The following is a 24,580-nucleotide window of genomic DNA, read 5'->3' as shown; positions in this document are numbered from 1 at the left end:
TTTTTAAACCGCTACATCATATTCCCTTAAAGCATTGTTGAGCGAGGTTTTTAAATCGGTAGAAGGCTTGCGTTTACCAATTATAAGCGCGCAAGGCACCTGATATTCGCCTGCGGCAAATTTTTTAGTGTAGCTGCCGGGTATTACTACAGACCTGGCAGGCACAACCCCTTTCATTTCTACCGGTTCATTGCCTGTAACATCAATAATTTTAGTAGATGCGGTAAGGCATACATTTGCGCCAAGAACAGCTTCAGTTTCTACCCTTACACCTTCTACCACTATACAACGTGAGCCTATAAAGGCACCATCTTCTATTATTACGGGTGCGGCCTGCAACGGTTCTAAAACCCCGCCTATGCCCACACCGCCGCTAAGGTGAACGTTTTTACCAATTTGTGCACAACTGCCCACAGTAGCCCATGTGTCAACCATAGTACCTTCATCTACATAAGCACCTATGTTTACATAACTGGGCATTAATATAACGCCTGATGCTATATATGCCCCGTGGCGTGCCACGGCATTGGGTACTACGCGAATCCCTTTTTCAGCATAATTATGCTTTAGCGGCATTTTGTCATGATACTCAAAAATCCCTGCTTCCAGCGTTTCCATTTTGCGGATAGGAAAGTAAAGTACAACAGCTTTTTTAACCCATTCGTTTACCTTCCAGCCATCATTGCCGGGTTCTGCTACACGCAGCTTTCCTGCGTCAAGCATATCAATTACTTCCTGTATGGCTTTTATGGTTTTCTCTTCCTGAAGCAGTTGCCTGTTATCCCAGGCCTGCTCTATAAGGGTTTGTATGGTATTCATGGCAATTTTGTTTTTGGGCAAAGATAACAATCCCTGTAAATTATCATCGTTAAAACATTCGGGCAAAATACAAATCTTTTCCGTTCGTTTCCATAAAGTGCAGGAAATAATTAAATTTACTAAAAATCTGTCAATCATGAAAGACAATTTTTCGGCACTTGCAAAAGAATATTCAAAATACCGTCCTGCCTATCCGGAGGAAATGGTGTCGTATATCTTATCTTTCGCAGTGGGTAGAAATTGTGCTTTAGATGTTGCTACGGGCAACGGACAGGTTGCAGCTTTATTTTCACCTTACTTTAAAGAAATATATGCTACAGATATCAGCAGTAAACAGCTTGAACATGCTGTAAGCAAAGACAATATATTTTACAGCAGGCAACCAGCCGAAGCTACAGGTTTTAATGATAACAAGTTCGACCTGATTACAGTGGCACAGGCGGTTCACTGGTTTAAGTTTGATGCATTTTATAAAGAGGTTTACCGCATTATGAAACCCGGAGGCATTATAGCAGTTATGGGTTACGGGCTTTTGCGGACTAACAATGAATCTGACAAGATAATAAGAAGGTTTTATCATGACATTGTGGGCCCGTACTGGGATGCTGAAAGACGCTACCTTGATGAAAACTATAAAACCATTCCGTTTCCTTTCAACGAGATTTATACGGATAGAAACTTTGTCAATACCTTTACATGGGATTTTGAACAACTTGCAGGGTACCTGCAAACATGGTCGGCAGTGCAGCATTATAAAGAGCAGAAAGGGATAAATCCTTTCAGCTTAATTGAAGAAGAATTAAAAATTAGCTGGGAAAATAACGACAAACAGGTAACCTTTCCGTTACTTTTGCGGATGGGCAAGTTATAGATTAAACTAAAGATTAAGCAGTATATATGGGTAAAGATAATACTATGTCACTGTTCGGTAACAGAGGAAAGGGAAGAATAATGGCAATCGATTACGGATTAAAGCGTACAGGCATAGCAGTAACAGACGAAATGCAGATGATAGCAACTGGCTTAACCACAATAGCATCAGAATCGGCCATTGCATGGCTTCAAGCGTACTTTACTAATGAAAAGGTAGAAAAGGTTATAATAGGCATTCCTAAGCAAATGAATAATGAGCCGTCTCAAAGCGCACCGCTTGTTGCTACTTTTACAGAAAAGTTTAAAAAAGCCTTCCCTGATATGCCTATAGAAGGGATAGATGAACGTTTTACCAGCAAAATGGCTTTCCAAACCATGATTGATAGTGGCTTAAAGAAGAAACAGAGGCAAAATAAAGCCCTTGTAGATGAAATTTCGGCAACAATTATGCTACAGGATTATCTATCACGAAAAAATATACTTTAAGCCTTTCAGTTTTGGTAAAAAAAAGCTTTATGATATTAATGATTTTGCCGAAATTTTGAAACTGGAAAAAGCCCGATGAAGTTTTTTTTGAAAATTTATATAGCCACACTAATTGATGATTTTTTTTAATGCTGAAATAATAATTAACAATTTATTAACAGGAATAAGCGCAATAAGAATATCGAATAATTGTTATAATTGTAAATAATAATCGAAGGATTATTTTTGTCCAACTAAAATTACAAACAATGAAAAAATTTCTCAGGCTGCTTACTGCTGCTATGGCAACATGCGTGTTGCTGATTTTTACTAACTGCCAAAATGACGACAATGATATTACCACCTCTGGCAGTACCCAATCCGGCGCTATTAATGTTAAAACCATTTCTTTTGAAGAATTTAAAAAGAATTCTAAGGCTTATGCCGAATTGAACAGAGCGGCTGATAGAAGCTCAATGTCATCAAAAGCTATTGTTAATGATACTATTAACGGATTCTTTTATGATGACAGGCAGGTAAAGGTAATTGAATATGATAAGTATAAAACCTATACTTTTCAGATTTACAGGGATGGTGTAGTGTCTGAACGATTTGAAAATCTTGTGATATTAGAAGATGATGCACAAAATACATCATCTTATATATTTGATTATAGGCTTGACTATATAGATGTAAAAGATTTAAACAATGATGTGTCTATCGATAATTTAGAAAATAAATATATTGTAAAAAGTTCTAATGGACGTGGACAGCATGTTATCCACAGAGATGAAAATGGCAATTGTTTTTATCGCACTTTTTATCATCCAATAACTGAGCAATACAGTGGGGGTGAATTTTACTATGAAGTTTATATAGAATGCCCAACTTCTTTATCTGTAACAGAAAACGGAAATGGTGGTAGCGTTGGCGGGGGAGGTCCGAATATAATAATAATGGTACCTGATTTTGATGCTCCCGGCCCCGTGCCTAACCCCGGAGGGCCTGGTGGAGGGGGTGGCGGTAACGATCCTGAATTTGCCCCCCCCTGTTGTAACATTACCAGTTATAGATTTAACTTATGAAACCTTTAAATTTGATTTAACTGAAGCAGAAAAATTTTGGCTGAGCAGGATTTTTAATAAAAAAGTAAAGGACGGGCTAATGAACCTGCTGGGTAACCGCATACCATTTGACGAGGATAGGGAGCAATTGGCACACCAGATACTTGATTTTGCTATGCAGAATTCAAATAACAATGAATTTGCTAAACAAATACTTGAATTTTTGGAAGATGAAGAGTACTCACATGAGAGTATAGAGGCTGCCGAAAATGCTATAGAAGATATTGAGAATGGTGATATACCAAATAATATTTTAAATACTGTATACCCAGCTTGTCAAAATAATATCGTGAAAGATATATATAATTCAGCTTCAGATATGAGTCAGATTTTCAACGCAATTTTTGCTAATCCTTTAGCAACAGGTTCTCATAATATACATTATAAGGTTTCACATGAATTACCTCAATTAACAAAGGGTCGTACACGTTTTAAACAACCAAACCCTGTAACAACGAATAGTTTAAATGAGCCAGCTTATAATTTGATTATTGAATTGAATCATGATTATATCACTACTTCTACTGACTTATCAATTGCTATGACTATAATACATGAAAACTTACATGCGATATTATTATATTTCGAATATAATAATTGTATTCATACAATCGAAGATAATCCCACTTACGCCCAATTGATACAAGCATATTTAAATGAAGTCGCTGTTGGGCCGCAACAACATCATGCTTTTATGACTCAATATATTCAGAACTTAGGAGATGCTTTGAAAGCTTATGCAGTAGGTAAAGGATACAATTTACCTGATTCTTTTTACAATGCAATGGCATGGCAGGGACTTACAGATATTGGTATGAATGGAGGATATGTTACAAATCCAGAATTCATTAATCTAATTCCAAGCAGTAACGAGCGACAGATAATTAGAGATATTATTACTGCTGAAGAAAAAAATTCGGAGTGGAATGGACAGTTACCTCATAGTAATTCAAACTCTTGCAACTAATAATTATATATAATGAAAACATTTCTTTCCACATTCATAATAATTATCTTATTGAGTTGTTCATCTAAACAAGGAATTCAATTAGAAGATAGTAGTGACTATGAAATAGCGCAGCTTGCTTTAGGTAATTATACCAAATGGGATGCATACCGATTATTGGAGATTCCGGATGTATCAACAACAGATGATTATTTGGAAGGTTTTACGACTATGGAATTGATTGAATTTCCACAAAAATTTCATTATAAAAGCTTTAGTAAAGAAAAATGGAAGAAACATCTTTTTAGTCCATCCGATGTTAAGGATAAATTACAAATCATAAAAAATTTTGGAGAAGTTATTAAAGTCAATAATGATGGTAAAATATATGTTTCACTTTCAAGACCTATATACTCAGAAGACGGCAAATATGCCGTAATAATTGTTAATATGCTTTCTAATAATACTTCATGGGAGGGGGAAGGATATGGTTATGTGTATGAAAAAATAAGTGGTAAATGGAAGTTACATCTAAAATTTATACCATATTTAACTTAGATTATAAAAATAGCCATATTTACTTATTAATAGTTTTTATATAATAACTATGTTTGCTGAAATTACTATAAAGAAGTTATATCCTTATGGGCATTAGCATAGGCGACATGTAAATTGGTATAATAAGCAGGAAACAAATAATTATTAGAGTAAATAAAAATACTGGTTCGATTATTTATGCACAACTAAAGAGCATTAATTAACCGACAAGACATGAAAGAAATTTTTTTAACCATTCTACCCTCTATTTTTATGTTAATACCTATAATACTAGGTATATACTTATATCTGTTATTAAGGACGTACCTTAAACTTAAGATTAAAAAATTAAAAGAAGATAGATAATACTGTATACCGTATCTTAATTTTATAATAATAAGCTATAATGAACTCAAGTAAATTTTTTTTGGCTATCTTATTAATAGTGATTTTAATAATAGGCTACGTTTTACGAGAGAATGATGTTGTTCTTAATATTGGTGATACATACTATATTATAAATTTTTTTACTATAGCTTTATATATACTTTATGTATTTGCTGGAGTATTGATTTTAAGATTAGTGTATAGTATGTTGAAGAAATAAAATTGGCTGTCTTAAAAGTGTTATTTTGAGCGAAATGTATTGAAGCTATAAATCCTAACATTGATGTTAAGAGATTCTTTATCACATCAGAATGATATGCGAGCTTCCACCTAAACCTTTTGAGACAGCCCTTTAATATTATTACAATTTACTTCACCAATTTTTAAATCATGAAAAAATTGCTTCTGATTCATTGTATGCTGTTCGCATTAAACCTATTCCCGCAAAGTAGTAAAGATATTTTACTTGAAAGAGACCATGAACAGCTTATAGAGCGCCTTAAGTTTATGGATTATCTTAATGACGTTACGATGAAGCTTGAAGGACATATAAGAAGGGGAGGGGGTGATTTAGAAATACCCTTTTATTCATACTATAATGACTCAATAGTAGCCCCAAATCCGTATCCATCTACCAATATATCTTCTTATCTTGATTATCAGCTTAATGAAGTACCTCCTACAGCAGCAGATTTTATAGTAAGGGTCTATAACAGAAATGCACTTAACCTACATACAATAATAAAGCGCTATGGCTATCCTACAACAACCAAACTGGATAAATACGTAAAGATTAATCCCTTTCGCGCCACTTTTATTATTCAAAAAGCTTCAGATGACTGGAAGAAAATTTTTTATCCGTTAATTAAAGAAGAAAACAGAAAAGGGAATTTAACTGAAATAGAATATACCTTTTGCAGGCTTGCCTTTAAAAACGGAATAATGACTCAAAGTGAAGCGCATGAATTCACTGCAATTATGAAAAGGCATGGTTACAGCCCGGCAAAAAGATTTGATTACTAACTACTTTACACCCTCCAACTGCCTTGCTGCTTTTACAATCTTTTCCGAAATATTGGTTAGCCACACCAATTGTTCTATTATTAGCTGGGCTTCCTGTAGTTTCAACTTAAGGGTTTCTTCGTCATTGCTGTAACGTTCGTGCAGCTCGCGTGCCCTTATGTTTTTTAATTCGGTAAAGCGGGCCGCGAGTTCTTCTTTTTGCTCTACAGGGGCTTGTATGGTATCTTCGTGTGCAAGCATGGCAATGGCATTGTTAAGGTTACGCGTTACAGCCTGTACCACCACATTAAAAGCCTCTGAAGCCTTACTGGTGTGGTGCGACTGTATATATGCCCCTAACGAAGCAAGTGACGATAATAACGTGTGGTTAAGCAATGCAAGCTTGTAAGCCTGTGCCTGTTGCCTTTGTTTCGATTTTGGTTCCTGTGTCATACGCTGGTAAGAAGCAGTCAGGTTACCCACTTCTATAAATGCGTTTTTGCGCGCCACCCTGTAGGACGTTGGCACGCTCCCTTTTTTATTATATAAATCAGCTATTTCTGCGAGGTAATCCCTGTTGGCAGATACCGCCTTTTTAATATATACAGGCAGTTGTATAAACTCCCATGCAGGCCAAAAAAAATAGTTGGCGCCAAAGGCAAGTAATGCCCCCACGGCAGTATCTAAAATGCGGTATTGTATAACATGGTTTATGTCGGGGTTTAACATGCTGTATACAAAAACTACATAAATGGTAACAAAGGTTGCCCCTATGCGGTAGTTAATGGCGGTAAATGTAAAGCCCATCAGCATGCATACAATGGCAAGTGTGGCAATTATTGCGGGGTGGCTCACCAAATACAATATCCCGAAAGCAATAATGCAACCCAGAACGGTACCAATAATACGCTGGTAAGAGCGCTGCTTGGTAAGCCCGTAACCGGGGCGCATAATAACAATAACTGTAAGTAATATCCAATACACATTTTGCAGTGGTAATAACGCACCAATAATAAAGCCAAGAGCAATTGTTATGGTAAGCCGTAATGACAGCCTGAAGATAGTTGAAGAAAAGCTCAGGTTTTCTTTTAGTGTGTGCAGTGGATAATATTCGGGTGCAAGAAACTTCTCCAGATCCTTATCGCGGCCCTGCATATCTTTAAAATTGACGTTTAGGGTAAGAGCCCGCTCTATAACCTTGATTTTTTCTATTTGCTTTTCGGCATAGTGCAGCATGTTGGTAAGCATTATAACACCCTCTGCTGCGGCTTCATACCCAACTTCATGCTCATATTCGGCAATAGCTCTCTCAAAATATTCCAAATCTTCCAGAAGATGGTGTGCCGATACATATTTCTTTTTATTCTCCAGGCTTTTTGAAATATTTTTCAGTGCTGCCGCTAAGTTATAAGCCAGGTTCTGGTAGGTGGTAAGCACTTTGGGGTAATTACTGAACTTGCCTTGTATCTTGTCATGGTCAAACGAGTTGGACAGCGCCAGCTCCAGCACCTCCATAAGGGAAATAAAAACAAGCAGCATCTTTCTGCTGCGGTTAGAGTTCCCGGCATTACTGCGGGTGCGAAGCAGCATTTCGCGCAGGTTTTGGTGTATGGTGTTCAGTTCAACCTGAATGAAAAGCTGCTTTTCTATAATTTTTTCCCTGTCGGCATCAGGCTTCCATAAATGCCCGCGCTGTTTCATATACCTCCCGGTAAGTTTAAGGCATTCGGCAACCTGTAATTCGGTATAGCGGTGGGGGCTAAAATAATTGAATATTACCGATATTATCGTATAGAATAATCCGCCACTTACTATTAGCCCGCAATATTCCCATATTTCAAAACCTTTGTGGATATGGCCTGTAGCAAGTGCAATAGCCAAAAGCCCCGAAAAGGAAACCATGGTAGCCCTTTGTCCGTAAACCGATATCATGCTCAGGAAAAAAACAAGCAGCAGCACAACCGGGTAAAAAAGCAGTGGCAAATCATGCAACAGGTTTACTGTTAGCGTGCAGAGTGTTATTATAGCAGTAGCAGATAGCAACCCTTTAATGCGGTGGCTAAGGTTACTTTGTATATCGGCAGGATAAGTAAGCACAGCGCCAATAGCAATAGCAAACCCGGTTTCAAAAAAGCCGAAATGCGCCAGTATAAGTACGGGTACTACCGCAGCAACCGTAACAACTACGGCTTTTGTAAAATTAGTGCTGTCGGCAAACTGCTTTATTCGCTGTATCATTACCATTTTTAATCTTCCGCAAAGGTAAGCAATGGTAAAGGCATTAAGTCCCGGCAGGGGTTTTTCTCACAAAAATTTAGCATTTGCCAAAGCTGCTGCACAAAGCGGTTAATTTTTTATTTACTACTTTTGCGGCACGATATTAATGAAATAAGGCGGTAATGATGCCTTTAGTAAAACCCTGAGAAATGATTTTACCTATTGTAGGATATGGCGACCCGGTACTACGCAAAAAAGGGGAGGAGATAAGCAAGGACTATCCTGACCTTAAAAAGGTAATTGCCGATATGTATGAAACTATGTATAATGCTTATGGGGTTGGGCTTGCAGCGCCACAGGTAGGCTTGGCCATCAGGTTGTTTATAGTAGATACTCAGCCTTTTAGTGAAGATGAAGACCTAAGCAAGGAAGAGCAGGAAAAACTGAGTAAGTTTAAGAGGACCTTTATAAATCCGGTTATCACGAAAGAGGAAGGCGAGGAGTGGGGCTTTAATGAAGGCTGCCTTAGCATACCCGAAGTGCGCGAAGATGTTTACCGCAAAGAAACAATTACCATAGAATACTTTGATGAAGATTTTAATAAGCACACAGAAGTGCATGACGGTATAATTGCGAGGGTTATACAGCATGAGTATGACCATATTGAGGGTGTATTGTTTACTGATAAAATATCGCCGCTTAAAAAGCGCCTGATACAAAAGAAACTTCAAAACATAATTGAAGGGAAGACAAGGCCGGACTACAAGATGAAATTTGTTGCCAAAAAAGGCAGATAATTTTTGTTTTTTAGGCCAAAGATGTGATATTTGTGTCCCTTTAAAAAAAATACAGGAATGAGTATAGAAAAAATATTAGCCATTTCCGGAAAGCCGGGATTATATGCACTTAAATTACAAACCAGGACAGGTTTTGTGGCAGAATCGCTTACAGATGGCAAAAAGATAACTGTAGGTTTGAGAAGCAACGTCAGCCTGCTGTCCGAAATATCGGTTTATACCTATGATGGTGAAGTACGCCTTGCTGAGGTATTTAAAGCCATAGCCGAAAAAGAAGATAATGGGGCAGCCATTTCGCATAAAGAAGATAATGCCACACTTGAGGCATATTTTCGTGAGGTGCTTCCTGAATTTGATGAAAACAGGGTATATGCATCTGACATAAAGAAGATACTGAACTGGTATAACATGCTCCAGGCTAAAGGGCTTGTAAGCAAAGATGAAGAAATCAGTACTGAGGAAGCTGAAGCCCCGGCAGAAGAAGAGGCTAAAACAGAAAAGTAATTTATTATCTTACTAATAATAATTATCCTGCCACTGCTTTAAAGCGGCAGGATTTTTTATTTTTACAAAAAATGCCATTTTATGAATACACGCCAGGAACAATTACAGGCTTTTAGCAGACTGTTGGATATTATGGATGACCTGAGGGCAAAATGCCCATGGGATATGAAGCAGACAATGGAAAGCCTGAGGCACCTTACCATTGAGGAAACATATGAATTGGGCGATGCCATACTGGATAACGACCTGCAGGAAATTAAAAAGGAGCTTGGCGATATATTATTACACATTGTTTTCTATTCAAAAATTGGCAGTGAAACGGGCGATTTTGATATTGCAGATGTTGCTAACACTATTTGTGATAAGCTGATACACCGCCACCCGCACATATATGGTGATGTTAAGGTGGAGAATGAAGAGCAGGTAAAGCAAAACTGGGAAAAACTAAAGTTGAAAGAAGGAAAAAAATCGGTACTGGAAGGCGTGCCCAAGAGTCTGCCGGCACTTGTTAAAGCAAGCCGCATACAGGATAAGGCTAAAGGCGTGGGCTTTGATTGGGATGAGCCGCACCAGGTTTGGGATAAGGTACAGGAAGAACTTTCCGAGTTTCAGGATGAGGTTAAGGGCGGTAACACAGAAAAGATTGAGGCAGAATTTGGCGATGTTTTATTCTCGATGATAAACTATGCCCGTTTTCTTAATATTAACCCCGAAGACGCACTGGAAAGGACTAATAAGAAGTTTATAAAGCGCTTTCAGTACCTTGAAGGCAAGGCTGCCGAACTGGGCAAGCCACTTGCAGACATGACACTTGCCGAAATGGATGTTTTTTGGAATGAAGCTAAAAAGCTTTAAACCAGTCCGGGGGTTATTTCTACAGTATCAGTTACAATAACCTCGGGTTCTTCTATTGGTAAAAGTGAATAGTACAGCACATCATTAATGCCAGCAGCTTTCAGTTTTTCACTAACTGCGCTGAACTGTTTTTTGTGTTCTTCAGTATAAATAACATACAGCGGGTAATCCACATTGTTTATTGTAAATAGAAAAGGCAGTGTGGCAGTATCGTTACCCAATTGTATCTCCTGCATTACTTCATAACGCAGCGTCATGTTTTTTGCCTCACACTCTTTTTGTATGTGTGCCATTATTTGTGCAAGGTCCAGCCTTACAATACCAGTAGCAATTATATCTGTTTCTGCTATGCCGCAAATATTTACGTTGCTTTGAAAATTCTTTTTTTGCTCTGAAAGCGAAGGTATATTTTCATAATAAAACTTGTAACCGGTGCTTTTTGCTAAAGCAATTTCTTTTTTAACCGCTTCGCCCCTGAAAGCAATAATCACGGTAAGTGCCAGGTACAGCAAAAATGCAAATATCATCCCGATAATGCTCGAAATAATTGCACGGGCGCTCACACAGCTTTTAAAATAAGCATCCCAGTACCCGTTAACGGTATTTAGGCGCAAAGCCTCCGAAGCCAGTGTACTGAGATTGGAAATGTTTACGAACAGGTTATATACAATGATGAGTACTCCCGCAATTAATAATAATGCCTGCATTTTAGTTGGTGTAAAAGTAATTATTCATTTCCCTGGTTAATAGTCCTTATCTGCTTAAGCTTTTCTTTCCAGGTATTCAGTTCTTCTTTATGGCGGTCTATACTCTTCATTACTTCTTTTACAAAAGGATTATCGGCTTTTGCGTTAGATATAAACTGAATGTTGTTTTCAAGCTGTAATATCTCGCTCTGCACTTCATCAATTTTACGCATTATAAATATCTGCTCATTTTCAAGCCTGCGGCTGTCATCGCTGTCGGCAAGCTGTTCCAGCCTGTTGCTGAATTTAACCATTTCAGCATCTTTTTTAGACAGGCTCAGTTTATCAAATAATGCATCCAGTATCTTATTGAATTTACCTTCTATATGTCTCTTATTCTGAGGTACACGGCCTATAGCCTTCCAGTTCTCAATGTGCTTTTTAATGGCGTCAAGGTCGGTTTTATGTTCTCCTGTAAGTTCAAAATCCTTTAAGGTGTCAAGGTAATCTTTTTTCTTTTCAAATGCATCCACCTCTTCTTTATTGGCTTCGTTGCGGTGTGCGTGCATCTTGTCAAAGTAATGATTACATGCCGCTTTAAACTCCTTCCAGAGTTCATCAGAATATTTACGCGGCACATGCCCAACTTTCTTCCAGTCTTCCTGTATCTGTTTCATTACAGGTGTTGTGGCAGCATAATCTTCGCTGTCTTTAAGTGATCGCGCCTTTTCTACCAGTTCCTGTTTCTTGGTAAGGTTATCCTGTTGCTCCTTTTTAATTTCTTTATAGAATGAGTTTTTAGAGCTGTTAAAGTTCCTGACGGCAGCTTTAAATGCTGCCCAGGTATCTTCATTTACCTCAAGGGGTACTTTGCCAGCATTAAAAAATTCATTGCGAAGCGTTTCTACCTTGCGTATCTGGCCTTGCCAGCCGTTGTGGCTGCTTACAGTTTCAGCGGCAATTTCATTTATCATTGCCGTTATTTCCTGTTTTTTACGCAGGTTTTCCTGCTCTCTCTCTTTTATCTGCGAGTTAAAGGCTTCACGTTTGTCATGCAGCTGCTTAGTAAGCTCACTGAAACGGTTCCATATTTCCTCACGGTGCTCGCGTGAAACAGGACCTATTTCTTCCTTCCACATTTTATGGAGCGATTGCAGCTCCCTGAATGCTTTTACAATGTCCTCTTCCTGTAGCAACTCTTCGGCACGTGCTATAATTTTTTGCTTCTGCTCAAGATTGTGCTTAAAGTCCATATCGCGGGTTTCCCTGTCAAGGTGCAGGTGGTCGTAAAACCTTTCCATGTGAAAGTGGAAGTTATTCCATACGTGATTGTACTTATCACGTGGTATAGGGCCTGCATTTTTCCAGCGCTCACGAAGCTCATTAACATGCTTTAAGGCATCTTTCATGGTTTCATCGCTGTCAACAAGGTTCTTTAGCTCATCAATTATGGCAAGCCTGCTATCAAGGTTGCTTTTAAGGTCATTTTGCAGCTTTTTAAAATGGCTGTTTTTCCTGTCCCTGTACTGGTTATATATCTGGTCGAACCTGTTCTTCAAAGGGAAATTATAGTCGAATCCTGAAGTATCTCCATCATTATCATGGCTGTATTCTTCTTTCTTTTCTTCTATAAAATCATGGTATTTCGTATAAAATTCTTTCCGTATTTCTTCTACGTGGTCCTTAACCGACATTACCTTTTCAGCAGATGTTAGCTTTTCAAGTTCGTCTGTTAACTGTTCCATAGAAAGCGTTTCATAATTCACCTCGGGCAAATCATGTTTGTCAGCAGAATCATTTTCACCTTCTTCGGCATTACTTTCCTCAATGGCATCCACAGCAGTTTTTTTGCCGCCGCTAAGTACTTCTACCGGTGCAAAAGGTAATTGCCCCTCTGTTTCATGAATCTTGGTTATATCTTCCAGATCATCAGGCAATTCGCTGTTATCAACCACTTTGTTATCGGGCATGTAACCATTTTCAAAGGTATCTCCCGCGCCGCTTATGGCACCTCCGTCTGCTAATTGCAGGTTATCATTCTTTTCTTCTGACATTGTGTAAATGCTTAAGGTTTGTACTGCTTTAATGCCGAAAGATAAGAAAGCAAGTTTAAAATTCAAAGAAAAAGATTAATTTCCAAGATAAACTGCAATTTTTTAATGTAATCACAATAATATCTTCAACATCAGCAGTTTCAGGTAGTTACTTGTTCCAGATTTCCCATGCTTTTTCTGCCTGGTAAACAAGCATTTCATACCCGTTTTTAGTTACCGCGCCGTGCTCTCCCGCTTTTTTAAGGAAGGTACTCACTTCAGGGTTATACACCAGGTCGAAAGCAATATGTTTATCGGTAAACAGGCTGTAGTCCAAAGGCGGGCATTCTTCGGTATCAGGGTAGGTACCCAGTGGGGTAGTGTTGATGATGATATGGTATTCATCAAAGATTTCTTTATCAAGGTCGGTATATGAGTAAATAACTTCGTCTCCGTTTCTTGAAACAAAATCATATTCTATGCCCAGCTTCCGTAACGCATAGGCAACCGCTTTAGATGCCCCGCCGGTACCCAGTATAAGTGCTTTTTCGTGGTGCTCTTTAAGTAATGGCTTTAATGATTTCCTGAACCCGTAATGGTCTGTATTGAAGCCTTTAAGTTTTCCTTTCTTAGAAACAGTAACCGTGTTTACAGCACCAATTTTTTTTGCTGTTTTAGAAGTTGAGTTTAATAAAGGTATAATGGCTTCCTTATAAGGAATGGTCACATTGAGGCCCCTTAGTTTTTTGGTTTCAGCAATTATATCCTGTAAGTGGTTAATATCAGGTATATCATAAAGGTTATACCTGTAATTTTTCAGCCCTTCCTTTTTAAATTTTTCTTTAAAATAGCCGGGAGAGAAGGAATAACTGATATCAGAGCCTACAAGTCCGTAGTTTACCTCTTTCATTACAAATAATTTTTAGTTGGCTGTAAGGTAAGGATAATAAATAAAAATGCCGCCCTGTTTAGTAAAGGCGGCATTTAATTATGATAAAAAAGTTATTACTGTTTCCTGTGGTGTGCAATAGCTTCCTGCACAATCTCAGAATCCCAGATGGTAGGGAAAAATTCCTCTAACATTACATGATTCCTGTAATTTAGCCTTAAGCCATTGCTAAGATGAAATATGGCTTTGTCGTTCTGGCTGCTCATAAAGTATAGTCCTGCAAGCCTGTATTCAATCTCATATTCTTCCGGAAAATATTCTGTAGCCTGCAGCAGCGTATTGATAGCCGAATCATTTTCACCTAAAAACTGTAGCGTATCTACCCAAAAAAGCCATGTGTCTAACTGATGATCGCCAAACTCTACCGCCTTTCTGTAACCTTCTTCGGCCTCTTCATGAAAATGGAGAGCTTTATTGATAATTGCATAACGTTTCCAGTACAGCTTGTTCTCGTTATCTATGCCAATGGCTTTGTTAACATAGTACAGCGCTTTCTGGAAATTCTTGCGGCGTATGTAAAAATCGGTAATGGCTATCCAGGCCTTATCCAGCAATGGGTCTTCATGCACCGTTTTTAAATAGAATTTTAGCGCCTTTTCATGATTGCCTAAACGTTCATGGCATTTGCCTACACGTAGTAATGCAAAAGAGGTAGGGTCATCAAGCTCCATAGTTATGTTGTAGCACTCGATGGCATCTTCATAACGTTTAAGCCTTTCCAGTGTTTTGGCTTTTTCGAGGAATGCCCCTAAAAAGCTATCGTCTATCAGGGTGGCATAATCAAATGCGCGCAGGGCAGGTTCATACTGCTTTAAAGTATAGTGCTGCCTGCCAAGCTGGTGCCATGCCACTTCGCTGTAAGGGTTGCGGTCTATAAAGCCATTTAAGAACTCAATAGCTTCGGTGTTCTGGTCAAGGAAATCGAAGCAATACACCACATTATACAGTGCAGAATGGTCTTCGGTATCTTCTTCAAGACACTTGATAAAGCTTTCTTTGGCCATCTCAAGGTTGTCCATAAAAAGGTACTCCATACCTATAAGCGAATATACATCGGCATAATCATCAGTATATTCTAATGCTGTTTTAAGCAGCTCTACTGCTTTGTCATGCTGGTCTCGCTTACTGTATATATTGGCTTTTTGTATGTAAATTTCTTCGTTGGTAGGCTCTATGGCATAAAGCTCATTTAAAAGTCGCTCTGCCAGGTCGAGCTTGTCATCAAAAACTAAAAGTTCTACCTGCACTAATTTTAAGCCTGTTGACCTGGGATGCTGTTCCAGGCCGAGTTTTAAGGCCTTTTTAGCTAAATTGATTTTTCCGGTATCGAGGTAATGCAAAATGATATCTTCAAACTCTTCAGAGTCAAAAAACAGCACTTTGTTGGTTTTCAACATCGATTCGAACTTTGATAAGGATAAACTGTTATCTTCTTCTTCGTGGCTCAAATTCATACTCCTTTGTTTTTATTATCCTTCTTAAAGTTACTAAATGTTTCGCTCTAAAAGAATTTATTTTGTATTCTTTTAAACAATTTAATTAACACGTTTTCACGTGTTTTTACTGTTCATTAAGAATCTCATTCATAACTTCAATAATAATGCCACACCCTTTCCTTATTTCATTTTCAGATATGGTTAGCGGCGGCGTAATACGGATGGCACAACCTTCAAACAGCAGCCAGAACAATATTAAGCCCCTTTCATGGCATTTAAGTATCACCTTGTCTGTAATATCAGGCCTTTCCGTCATTGCGGCAAGCATTAAGCCGCGCCCACGTACTTCTTTAATCAGCGGGTGCATCAGCAGCTCACGGAACAGTTTTTCCTTTTGCAGCGCCTGCGCCATTATGTCAGTTTCGGTAATTTCCTGTAATGTGGCAAGGCACGCTGCCGCTATAACAGGATGTCCGCCAAAAGTAGTTATATGCCCCAGTTTTGGGTCGTGGCTTAGTAAATCCATCATTTCTGCCGAGGCGGTAAAAGCGCCCACAGGCATACCGCCACCCATGCCCTTGCCCATAACCACAACATCGGGCACAACATCATAATTCTCAAAACCAAAGAGCTTGCCTGTGCGCCCAAAGCCAGGCTGTATCTCGTCGAGAATCATAACTGTCCCTGTTTCATTGCAGCGCTCGCGCACTTTTTTCAGGAAGTTATTATGCGGCTCTATAAACCCTGCACCGCCCTGTATGGTTTCTAATATAATACCAGCAGTTTTATCGGTAATTTTTTCAAGGTCGGCCTCATTGTTAAAGGTGATAAAATCTACATCGGGCACCAGTGGCCTGAAAATTTGTTTGCGCTCTTCAAAACCCATTACGCTCATACTACCCATAGTATTGCCATGATAAGCATTATAGCAGGAGATAAGCTGGCTGCGGCCTGTAACACGGCGTGCCAGTTTTAATGCGCCCTCTGTAGCCTCGGTACCTGAGTTGGTAAGGTAGGTTTTGCTTAACTGCGGCGGCATGTGCTGCGCCAGCAGCCTGCAAAACTCGGTAGCCGGGTGCTGTGCATATTCGCCATATACCATTACATGGCTGTATTTATCTAACTGGTTAATTATAGCCTGGTTTACGCGCGGGTGCCTGTGGCCCAGACTTGCTGCCGATACACCTGCCACAAAATCGAGGTAGGCGTTATTGGCTGTATCATAAATGTAAGAACCATCAGCATGGGAAACCTCCATTCCCAACGGGTGGGGAGAGGTTTGTGCCTGGTACTTATAAAAATCACGGATCATATAATCTCAGGGTTGCTTATTGTTGCTTTTCCGGTTTCGGGGCCGGCTGTTCTACCGGCTCTAAAGGTTTGGGCTTAGGGTTATTTTTGTCGTAGTCCAGCGTTTCCTGTAAAACTTCCATAGGTTTTACCTCTTCATTTTTAACAGCCCTTGTTTTTTTGAGTATCTCCTCGTGCAGTTGCTGCTCTTCAGGAGGGAAGAGGTCCTCAATACTCCTTATACGTTCGTCTCCGCGCCAGATAAAGCCTCTTAGCTTACGGGCATTCTCAGGAAGCGCATCGGGAGGGTATGAGGTATTATCAGGCCTGTTTATAGAGCGTACAGATGTTATGGCGTTATCTTTAAGCTTAAGGTGTATTTTACTGCTAAGCCCTTTATCTATCCCCACAAGCTCAAGGTCGTCATACATGTAATAAATCTTCTCGGTGTTCTTTATCAGGTCAACCTCATAAAGCTTGTTATCACGGAATTTGCCATATAAATTTTGCCCTTTTACCTGGTTGTACCCGGTGCCCAGAGTATCTTTTTGCACTATAAAAGCATTGTTTAACACCTTGAGTGAATCTATCTGCTCGGTCTGGCTATTCGATATCAGATGGATAACATCACCCGTTAGCTGGCTCTCGCCATTCCAAACCACCGGGCGGCGTATAAGCTGAGTAAGCCCCTTAGCCTCATCTGAATGAATGGAATCACACTTGCCACTCATATCCACTTTATAAAAACGTGCATCATTATAGCCCCTCACAATACGTTGTCCTTCTTTGCCAGTAACTACAATACGCTTGGCGTGTGTGTAAAGTGAATCCTGCTCTACCAGCGTAACAGCCAGGGCGTGTTTGGTTATAAAAAGTGAGTCTTTTTGTTTATAAACTTCGGCATAATGGCCCCGCACGTTGAATTTATTAATGGTATCGGTAACACTTACATTATTGGTAGCCGAAGAAAACTCACGGTTCCTGTCATAATAAATACTGTCGCCTTTAATATACTGGGTATCATATTTTATATATGAATTATCGAGCAGGTGCGCATAATTCTTTTTGGTATCATAAAACCCGTTCTCAGTATAAATGTAGTTTGTTTTCCCTGTTATTGATGATGGCCCGAATACATAGGCATGCCCGGAGTTAGTATAATAATCAAGGTAGTTAGATTTTAATACATACTTAGGGTTGGTAAGTGTAACGGCAGTAAGAAACTGGTATTTCTTTTGGTTTACATAATAACGCCCTGATTTACTCTTTAATGTATTTTCGTTATTTACTATAGTGCCATATGAGTTGTAATAAGCCTGCTGCGCTGCCCTGTCAAAATATACTGTATCAGTCATGAGTCGCATATCAGGAGATCGCATTACCACTTTGCCACTTGCAAAAGCAAAATTCTTATTGCCGTTATATTCAGCATATTCGCTGTTCATGTGCAGGGTGTCGCCCTGCGTTATGCGTACATTACCGAATAACTTGGCGTAGTTTTCCTGTTCAAACAGGTAGGCTTTATTGCAGTATATGTTAGCACCATTATGCTCAAACTGCACATTGCCGATAAATACCACGGCACCCGGCACTTCATTCTCGTCGGCATTCAGGTATTCATTTTTTACCAGCTTTATTTTCTTATCATTTTGGGCAGTCGCGCAAAAGCAGGCTAAGAACAGTAAAGCTGTGTATAATAAGTGCTTTTTCAAATTCTAAAAAATTTAGTGCAAATTTACGTAAAATCAGCTAAAAAGGGGTTCAATCTGTAACGTTGTGTATAAATATATTATTATCTGCTTCTTCAGATATTCAAGTATGATAAGGTAATCGTTAATTATTCCTAAAAAAGTCTTTATATTTATACATCCAAAAAAATATAAACAATTACTTAATATGACTAATTATGATGACAACACCTTACACTGTTAACCCTCCGGGGCAAAAAATTACTATTATATCGGTAAGACCTGCCGGTAAAATAAATTTTGAGAACAAATGCCCCGACATCCCGCTTTCTCCGCTTGTAGAAGCAACCTATTTTACTGAATCTGATGAAATGAGAATAAGTGCGGTAGTGTTTCTTGATGCAGCTATTGTTTCTCCTTCTTTTGAAGTCTTTCAGGAATGCCAGCCCTATGTAGAAGGTGAGCCGCCTGTAAAGTTTTATGTGTGCTATGATCATAAACGAACAATGGCAACAGAATTTAATGCTTATCAGGTAAACTTCTCACTAGATCCTGCTGCTATACACGGTATAGAGGTGAATAAAATTAATGAAATTGAAACTTTTTTATGGGATACCGACCCTAAGGCATCGCGGGGTACTGTAACCAATGTACAGCGTAATTAAGTTAAGCTTTTTTAAAATAAACAGCAGGCACAATGTATAAAATACCATTAAGGATATACTTATTGTATATAACATTTTGCCTGCCTGTTTTGGCTTTTTCGCAGGCAGATACAACTATATCACTGCTTAATAAAACAATAAAGGAAAAGGGCATACAGCATAAACAACAGCCTGACTTTTATAAAGCCCATACTTTTTTCCTTGCGAAAGAATGGGATTCTGTTATGGTCTATTCCATGCGGCAGCTTGAAAAAGACAACAATAAAGAAGTTAAAGATTATTCCTGTTACTTTCGTGCTACGGCTTTTGCAAGGAAAGGGCTTTTAGATGAGGCGTTAAAAGAGTATAATGCTATTAGCAAAGAATTTGATTTTTATTATAAAGTACGGCTCTCTATAGGCGAAATACTGCTGGAGCAGAACAAGTTTAACCTTGCTATACCTTATTTTCAGGAAATTGAAGCACTGCAAGATGCCCCTGCACTTGGTTTTAAAGTGAGCAGCGTGCTGCACAACCTGGGGCTTTGCTACCTGCACCTGGGCAGGTTTAACGAGGCGGAACAATGCCTTTTTAAAGGATTTAAAATGCAGGAGCAGGCAAAAGACACTCTTGCGCTTATTGGCTCTTATATGGATATTGCCACATTATATTATGAACAGTATCAGGATGATAAAGCCATACCCAATTTTATAAAAGCCTATGAGCTTTCTAAAAAGGTAAATGATTTTGCACTTAAGCAAAACGCTGCCCTTAATATGGCAGTGGTGGAAGAGAACCGTGAAAACTATAATCAGGCTATTATATACCGTAAAGAGTATGAAGCATGGCGTGATTCTTTAAACAACCGCAATAAAGTATGGGAGCTTGCAGGCCTTGAGAAAAGGTTTGCCGTTGCCCAAAAGCAAAAAGAGGTAAACCAGCTTATAAGCGAAAACAAAGTTAAGAAGGCAGAGCGCGACAGGCTTGTTTATACATCGGGTATATTATTGGTACTGGTTGCAGTGCTTATTTACTTTTACAGGCAAAAAATAAAAATTAACCGGATAATAGAAGCGCAAAAGGCAAAACTAAATGATCTTAATGCTGCCAAAGACAGGCTTTTTTCTATAGTAAGCCATGACCTGCGCACCTCTGTAAGCGCTTTAAAAAGCAGTAATGCCTCTTTGCTGAGGCATTATGAGAAAAAAGAATATGAAGCGCTTGATAAGCAGCTACATAACAGCAGCGAAATAGCCAACAGCACATATAATTTACTGGATAACCTGCTTAACTGGGCATTGCTGCAAACAAAGCAGTCTTATTTTAATATAGAAGCTTTGCGACTGCTGCTACTGGTAGAGCAGGTGGCTTATAACTATACTGCGATTATGCATGCCAAAGACATACATTTTACTATTGATGTGCCTGCAAGGGCTGTTGTGTTTGCAGACTGCGAGAGCCTGAAGCTGGTATTGCGGAACATACTGGATAACGCCATTAAATACACTGTTGCCGGAGGATTTATAAAAATAGATTCAGAGGTTAAAAAAGATAATAAAGTAAAGCTTAGGATAACGGATACTGGTAAAGGCATGACTGCTGAGGTTATAGAAGAAGTATTAAAAGAATCGGATGTGCTTATTAATAAAAAGAACGGCACAGGAGCCGGTCTCGGGCTTCAGTTATGTAAATCAATACTGCTTAAAAACAACGCGGCTTTAGCTATAGAAAGCGAACCGGGAAAGGGTACTGCCATGATTATCACTTTACAAAAGCCACAAAAAAATGGATAAACTTAAAGTTTTAATAATAGAAGATACACCTGCCGAAAGTGAAAAGCTTTTGGCTGTATTGCAAGCTGACAACTTTGAGGTTGTAGGTGTTGCTGCCTCGTTTAAAGATGCATTAGCTTTATATTATTCAGTTGAGCCTGATATTGCTATTGTAGATATATTCCTTAATGGCAACCCCGAGGGCATCACATTTGCCGAAGCCATCAGTGCTGTGCCGGGAGCCGTAAAACCCTTTATTTTTTTAACAAGTTCTAATGACAGGCAAATATTTGAAAGGGCAAAGCTAACCCACCCGTTTAGTTTTCTGCTGAAACCCTTTAATGAACTTGAAGTACTGTACGCCATAGAAATGGCAATCGAAAAATTTTACGGCCAACATGAGGTTACTGAAGAAGAAACAAATACAACGGTAAGCCAGGAGTATTTGTTTATAAAGAAAAATAAGTCGCTTAAAAAAGTAGCAATAGCAGATATTGTATATATAGAAGTAGAAGAGCGGTACTGTAATGTGATTACACAGCAGGAAAAATTTGTGGTAATGATGTCATTAAACCGCATAGCTGAATATTTAAATCCTGCGGTGTTTTTTAAAACCCACAGGAATTTTATTATCAATATCAGTCACGCTTTAGAAATAATGCCTTCAGACAATCTTATACTAATGCAGGGAGGGTATAAAGTTATACTCAGCGATAAGTATAAGGACTTTCTTAAAGACACCATTATCTTTAAATAACCTGACTTTAGCCCATACAAAAAGCTGCCTTTATTAACAGGTGGCTTTTTTTATGCCTGTAAATATCGGTTTCATGACAAGGTATTGCTGCTTCGTGGCATTTTTCTACTATATGGCTTTTTTGAAGTATAAATTTACATCAATAAAGCAGTAAAAATGGCCATTTTAACCTGTTAAACCAATTATTTAAAAACGGAGGAAACCGAAAATCCATCTTAAAAACAGAGTAGGTAACAACTATAAAAATTACAATTTATGAAAGCTTTAAAAGTAGAAAACGGAGCAGTTTACAACGATTTTGATTATGCAACTGCAGCACAGTGGTGTACACCTTCAGTATTAGGATGCAGCGCCTGTATAGGTGCAAGCGCACAGGGAGGTATTGTTACACTAACCATTACATTTAACACGCCGTTTGGCAACTGGACAAAAAGTTTCCAGTTTGATACCAATACCAGCTTTACCTGGCAGCCAATACCAAGGGTTAAACTGGTTATCGCCATCGCTAACCTTACAGAGGCTAATAATACAGTAAGCTTTGATCTTAGCGGGCAAATATGTGTAGATGTGCCTTTCTTGGGCTGGAAATGTGTTGGCCTGTCACACCACTTTGATATACCACTACCGTTTGCGGCAGATGCTTTGCATGCCAGCAAGCTTGACGACAACCAGTTCGCTGCATTACTTGCGCTGCATGCCAGTGGTGCTATGAATAGCTGTAACTGTAATCACTAAAAAATATTTCCCCTGCTGCTGTAGGGGAAGCTTAATAAACTTTAATAACGTTAAACTAAAAAATTACTTATCATGTTTAAAAAAAATAACTTAGAAGTATCGGCACAGTCAATGAACTTGCTGATTGTGATAGATACAGAATATGTAAAGGCTAATTACCCAAGCCCAAGCCAGGATCCTAACAATCCTACCGGAATAGACCATAACAGCCAGTTTATGATATGCACCGGTACACGCGGTGTAATCAGCGGGCAGGGTACTGCTGACCTGAACTTTAAAGCCAACCCGGGCGATTATCTTTCTGTATTCGGGCAGTCTATTTATGCCAATGCTGATGATGCGGTAATAATATATGGCCTTAAGTACTGGAACGGCGACCAGGTGTTTAATAACTTTCAGGTAGATACCGTTTCTCGCACAAATGTAGTGTTTCCTAATACCGGTACTGCAAACGGGTTGCCTGCATTAACAGGCCCAGCCAGTTTTATTTCGCTTGACTCAAGGGTAAGCAAGCAGGGTACAGAAAACTTTTATGTGCTTTTTGGCCTTTACACGCTTGCCGCTGACGGTGAAACGCAGCAACTTTACGGATACTTTTACTGGGATCCTACCATAACTGTTTCATAACAGTAACTAACCTAAACTAAACCTGTTTAACAAAAAAGCCGCACTTTAATGTGCGGCTTTTTACTATTTCATTATTGTCTGTTTCCTGTCCGGCCCTACAGATATTACTTTAATAGGCACTTCCAGTTCTTTCTCAATAAACTCAATATATTCTTTAAGTTCCTGCGGTAGTTCGTCATAAGTACTCATACCGGTAAGGTCGGCTTCCCAACCTTTTTTCTCTACATATACAGGGGTAACATTTTCAGGTTCTATGTTATAAGGCAGGTGGTTTATCTTTTCTCCCTTATACTCATAAGCTGTACAAACCTTAAGTGTTTCAAATCCTGACAGTACATCGCCCTTCATCATATAAAGCTGTGTAACACCATTAACCTGAACGGCATATTTAAGCGCAACAAGGTCTAACCAGCCGCAGCGCCTTGCCCTGCCCGTAACAGAGCCAAACTCATTACCCACTTTAGCCATAGTTGCCCCAACTTCGTCAAAAAGTTCGGTAGGGAAGGGGCCACTGCCCACACGGGTAGTATAAGCCTTAAATATACCAAAAACCTCTTTTACCCTGTTTGGTGCAATACCCAAACCTGTACAGGCTCCTGCCGCAGTAGTGTTAGATGAGGTTACAAAGGGGTACGTACCAAAATCTATATCCAGCAATGAGCCCTGTGCGCCCTCTGCAAGTATAGATTTGCCTTCTTTCATGGCTTTGTTAAGGTATTCTTCACTGTCTATAAAAGTAAGTTCCTTTAAAACCTCAACGGCTGTAAAAAACTCCTCTTCAAGCTCTTTAAGGTCATATTGCAGGTCCACATTATAAAAGTCGATCATTGCCTGGTGCTTATCTGCAAGAGCACGGTAACGCTCTTTAAAATCGTCCATTTCAATATCGCCCACACGGATACCGTTTCTGCCGGTTTTATCCATATAAGTCGGGCCAATCCCTTTTAATGTAGAGCCTATTTTAGCTTTGCCTTTGCTCGCTTCAGATGCTGCATCCAAAAGGCGGTGTGTAGGCAGTATAAGGTGTGCCTTGCGCGATATCAGCAGCCTTGTTTTAACATCAATATTAAATTTTTCGAGGCCCTCCAGTTCTTTCTGAAAAACCACAGGGTCCATCACCACGCCGTTGCCAATAATATTTACCGAATTTTTATGGAATATGCCCGAAGGTACTGTGCGCAGCACATGCTTAATACCGTCAAACTCTAAAGTGTGCCCGGCGTTGGGCCCACCCTGAAAACGGGCAATGATATCATATTTAGATGTAAGTACGTCAACGATCTTTCCTTTTCCTTCGTCGCCCCACTGTAAGCCAAGCAGCAAATCTACTGTCATTTGTTGTATTGTTGTTTTGTGTTATGTAGTTTATATAATTCCTTAAAAACAAAAACCAATCCTTGTTTAGGGTTGGTTTGGTGTTGCTGCAATCAGCTATAT

General features: G+C 39.1%; 23 protein-coding genes. 14 read left to right on the top strand and 9 right to left on the bottom strand.

Annotation, left to right across the window (positions count from 1 at the left end; all coding sequences use genetic code 11):
- Nucleotides 1-3: 3 nt before the first annotated feature.
- Nucleotides 4-819: a 2,3,4,5-tetrahydropyridine-2,6-dicarboxylate N-succinyltransferase gene (locus Q0K96_RS02350; RefSeq protein ID WP_297332404.1), complete on the bottom strand. Its 816-nt coding sequence runs from the start codon at nt 817-819 to the stop codon at nt 4-6.
- A gap of 136 nt (nt 820-955) precedes the next feature.
- On the opposite strand from Q0K96_RS02350, the gene Q0K96_RS02345 reads away from it, so the two are divergent.
- The 6 genes from Q0K96_RS02345 to Q0K96_RS02320 all read left to right on the top strand — a co-directional run bounded on the left by Q0K96_RS02345 (nt 956) and on the right by Q0K96_RS02320 (nt 6,174).
- Nucleotides 956-1,690, top strand: a complete 735-nt coding sequence (locus Q0K96_RS02345; RefSeq protein WP_297332403.1) for a class I SAM-dependent methyltransferase — start codon at nt 956-958, stop codon at nt 1,688-1,690.
- Nucleotides 1,691-1,716: 26 nt separating this feature from the next.
- Nucleotides 1,717-2,178 (top strand): Holliday junction resolvase RuvX, encoded by a 462-nt coding sequence (gene ruvX, locus Q0K96_RS02340; protein WP_297332402.1) that lies wholly within the window; start codon nt 1,717-1,719, stop codon nt 2,176-2,178.
- A 248-nt stretch (nt 2,179-2,426) separates the two neighbouring features.
- Entirely contained in the window at nt 2,427-3,242 is an 816-nt protein-coding gene (locus tag Q0K96_RS02335) for a hypothetical protein (RefSeq protein ID WP_297332401.1), read from the top strand.
- Nucleotides 3,196-4,248 (top strand): hypothetical protein, encoded by a 1,053-nt coding sequence (locus tag Q0K96_RS02330; protein WP_297332400.1) that lies wholly within the window; start codon nt 3,196-3,198, stop codon nt 4,246-4,248. Before Q0K96_RS02335 ends, Q0K96_RS02330 begins: the two co-directional genes overlap by 47 nt.
- Nucleotides 4,249-4,260: 12 nt before the next feature.
- Nucleotides 4,261-4,785 (top strand): hypothetical protein, encoded by a 525-nt coding sequence (locus Q0K96_RS02325; RefSeq protein WP_297332399.1) that lies wholly within the window; start codon nt 4,261-4,263, stop codon nt 4,783-4,785.
- A gap of 756 nt (nt 4,786-5,541) precedes the next feature.
- Nucleotides 5,542-6,174 (top strand): hypothetical protein, encoded by a 633-nt coding sequence (locus tag Q0K96_RS02320; RefSeq protein ID WP_297332398.1) that lies wholly within the window; start codon nt 5,542-5,544, stop codon nt 6,172-6,174.
- On the opposite strand, the gene Q0K96_RS02315 is transcribed toward Q0K96_RS02320, so the two are convergent.
- A complete protein-coding gene (locus tag Q0K96_RS02315) occupies nt 6,175-8,391 on the bottom strand; it encodes an FUSC family membrane protein (protein WP_297332397.1) in 2,217 nt (738 codons plus the stop codon).
- A gap of 188 nt (nt 8,392-8,579) precedes the next feature.
- Here Q0K96_RS02315 and def point away from each other — a divergent pair, with 188 nt between their 5' ends.
- The 3 genes from def to mazG all read left to right on the top strand — a co-directional run bounded on the left by def (nt 8,580) and on the right by mazG (nt 10,526).
- Nucleotides 8,580-9,167 carry a peptide deformylase gene (gene def / locus Q0K96_RS02310; RefSeq protein ID WP_297332396.1) on the top strand — a complete coding sequence of 196 codons (588 nt, stop codon included), beginning with the start codon at nt 8,580-8,582 and terminating at the stop codon, nt 9,165-9,167.
- A gap of 57 nt (nt 9,168-9,224) precedes the next feature.
- Nucleotides 9,225-9,671 carry a DUF5606 domain-containing protein gene (locus Q0K96_RS02305; RefSeq protein ID WP_297332395.1) on the top strand — a complete coding sequence of 149 codons (447 nt, stop codon included), beginning with the start codon at nt 9,225-9,227 and terminating at the stop codon, nt 9,669-9,671.
- An 81-nt stretch (nt 9,672-9,752) separates the two neighbouring features.
- Complete coding sequence (mazG, locus tag Q0K96_RS02300; RefSeq protein ID WP_297332394.1) at nt 9,753-10,526, top strand: nucleoside triphosphate pyrophosphohydrolase; 774 nt, start codon at nt 9,753-9,755, stop codon at nt 10,524-10,526.
- Here mazG and Q0K96_RS02295 read toward each other — a convergent pair.
- The 6 genes from Q0K96_RS02295 to Q0K96_RS02270 form a co-directional block, all read right to left on the bottom strand.
- On the bottom strand, nt 10,523-11,233 hold the full coding sequence (locus Q0K96_RS02295; protein ID WP_297332393.1) for a hypothetical protein: 711 nt from the start codon (nt 11,231-11,233) through the stop codon (nt 10,523-10,525). The two genes, mazG and Q0K96_RS02295, sit on opposite strands and share 4 nt — an antisense overlap.
- Nucleotides 11,234-11,253: 20 nt before the next feature.
- Entirely contained in the window at nt 11,254-13,266 is a 2,013-nt protein-coding gene (locus Q0K96_RS02290; protein WP_297332392.1) for a DUF349 domain-containing protein, read from the bottom strand.
- Between the two features lie 148 nt (nt 13,267-13,414).
- A complete protein-coding gene (locus Q0K96_RS02285; RefSeq protein ID WP_297332391.1) occupies nt 13,415-14,155 on the bottom strand; it encodes a shikimate dehydrogenase in 741 nt (246 codons plus the stop codon).
- A gap of 95 nt (nt 14,156-14,250) precedes the next feature.
- Complete coding sequence (locus tag Q0K96_RS02280) at nt 14,251-15,648, bottom strand: tetratricopeptide repeat protein (RefSeq protein WP_297332390.1); 1,398 nt, start codon at nt 15,646-15,648, stop codon at nt 14,251-14,253.
- A gap of 106 nt (nt 15,649-15,754) precedes the next feature.
- A complete protein-coding gene (locus tag Q0K96_RS02275) occupies nt 15,755-16,942 on the bottom strand; it encodes an aspartate aminotransferase family protein (RefSeq protein ID WP_297332389.1) in 1,188 nt (395 codons plus the stop codon).
- 16 nt (nt 16,943-16,958) lie between these two features.
- Nucleotides 16,959-18,632 (bottom strand): OstA-like protein, encoded by a 1,674-nt coding sequence (locus Q0K96_RS02270; protein WP_297332388.1) that lies wholly within the window; start codon nt 18,630-18,632, stop codon nt 16,959-16,961.
- A gap of 194 nt (nt 18,633-18,826) precedes the next feature.
- Here Q0K96_RS02270 and Q0K96_RS02265 point away from each other — a divergent pair, with 194 nt between their 5' ends.
- The 5 genes from Q0K96_RS02265 (at nt 18,827) to Q0K96_RS02245 (ending at nt 23,143) form a co-directional block, all read left to right on the top strand.
- Nucleotides 18,827-19,273 (top strand): hypothetical protein, encoded by a 447-nt coding sequence (locus tag Q0K96_RS02265; protein ID WP_297332387.1) that lies wholly within the window; start codon nt 18,827-18,829, stop codon nt 19,271-19,273.
- A gap of 32 nt (nt 19,274-19,305) precedes the next feature.
- Complete coding sequence (locus Q0K96_RS02260; protein WP_297332386.1) at nt 19,306-21,045, top strand: ATP-binding protein; 1,740 nt, start codon at nt 19,306-19,308, stop codon at nt 21,043-21,045.
- Nucleotides 21,038-21,781 (top strand): response regulator transcription factor, encoded by a 744-nt coding sequence (locus Q0K96_RS02255; RefSeq protein WP_297332385.1) that lies wholly within the window; start codon nt 21,038-21,040, stop codon nt 21,779-21,781. Before Q0K96_RS02260 ends, Q0K96_RS02255 begins: the two co-directional genes overlap by 8 nt.
- Before the next feature lie 255 nt (nt 21,782-22,036).
- On the top strand, nt 22,037-22,516 hold the full coding sequence (locus Q0K96_RS02250) for a hypothetical protein (RefSeq protein WP_297332384.1): 480 nt from the start codon (nt 22,037-22,039) through the stop codon (nt 22,514-22,516).
- Between the two features lie 72 nt (nt 22,517-22,588).
- Entirely contained in the window at nt 22,589-23,143 is a 555-nt protein-coding gene (locus tag Q0K96_RS02245; RefSeq protein WP_297332383.1) for an inclusion body family protein, read from the top strand.
- Between the two features lie 63 nt (nt 23,144-23,206).
- On the opposite strand, the gene Q0K96_RS02240 is transcribed toward Q0K96_RS02245, so the two are convergent.
- Nucleotides 23,207-24,478, bottom strand: coding sequence for an adenylosuccinate synthase (locus Q0K96_RS02240; RefSeq protein ID WP_297332382.1), 1,272 nt, complete (start codon nt 24,476-24,478; stop codon nt 23,207-23,209).
- Between the last annotated feature and the right edge of the window lie 102 nt (nt 24,479-24,580).

The sequence above is a fragment of the Flavobacterium sp. genome (genome assembly GCF_024305175.1).
Lineage (GTDB): Bacteria > Bacteroidota > Bacteroidia > Flavobacteriales > Flavobacteriaceae > Flavobacterium.
This window is presented reverse-complemented; position numbering and strand designations above follow the sequence as displayed.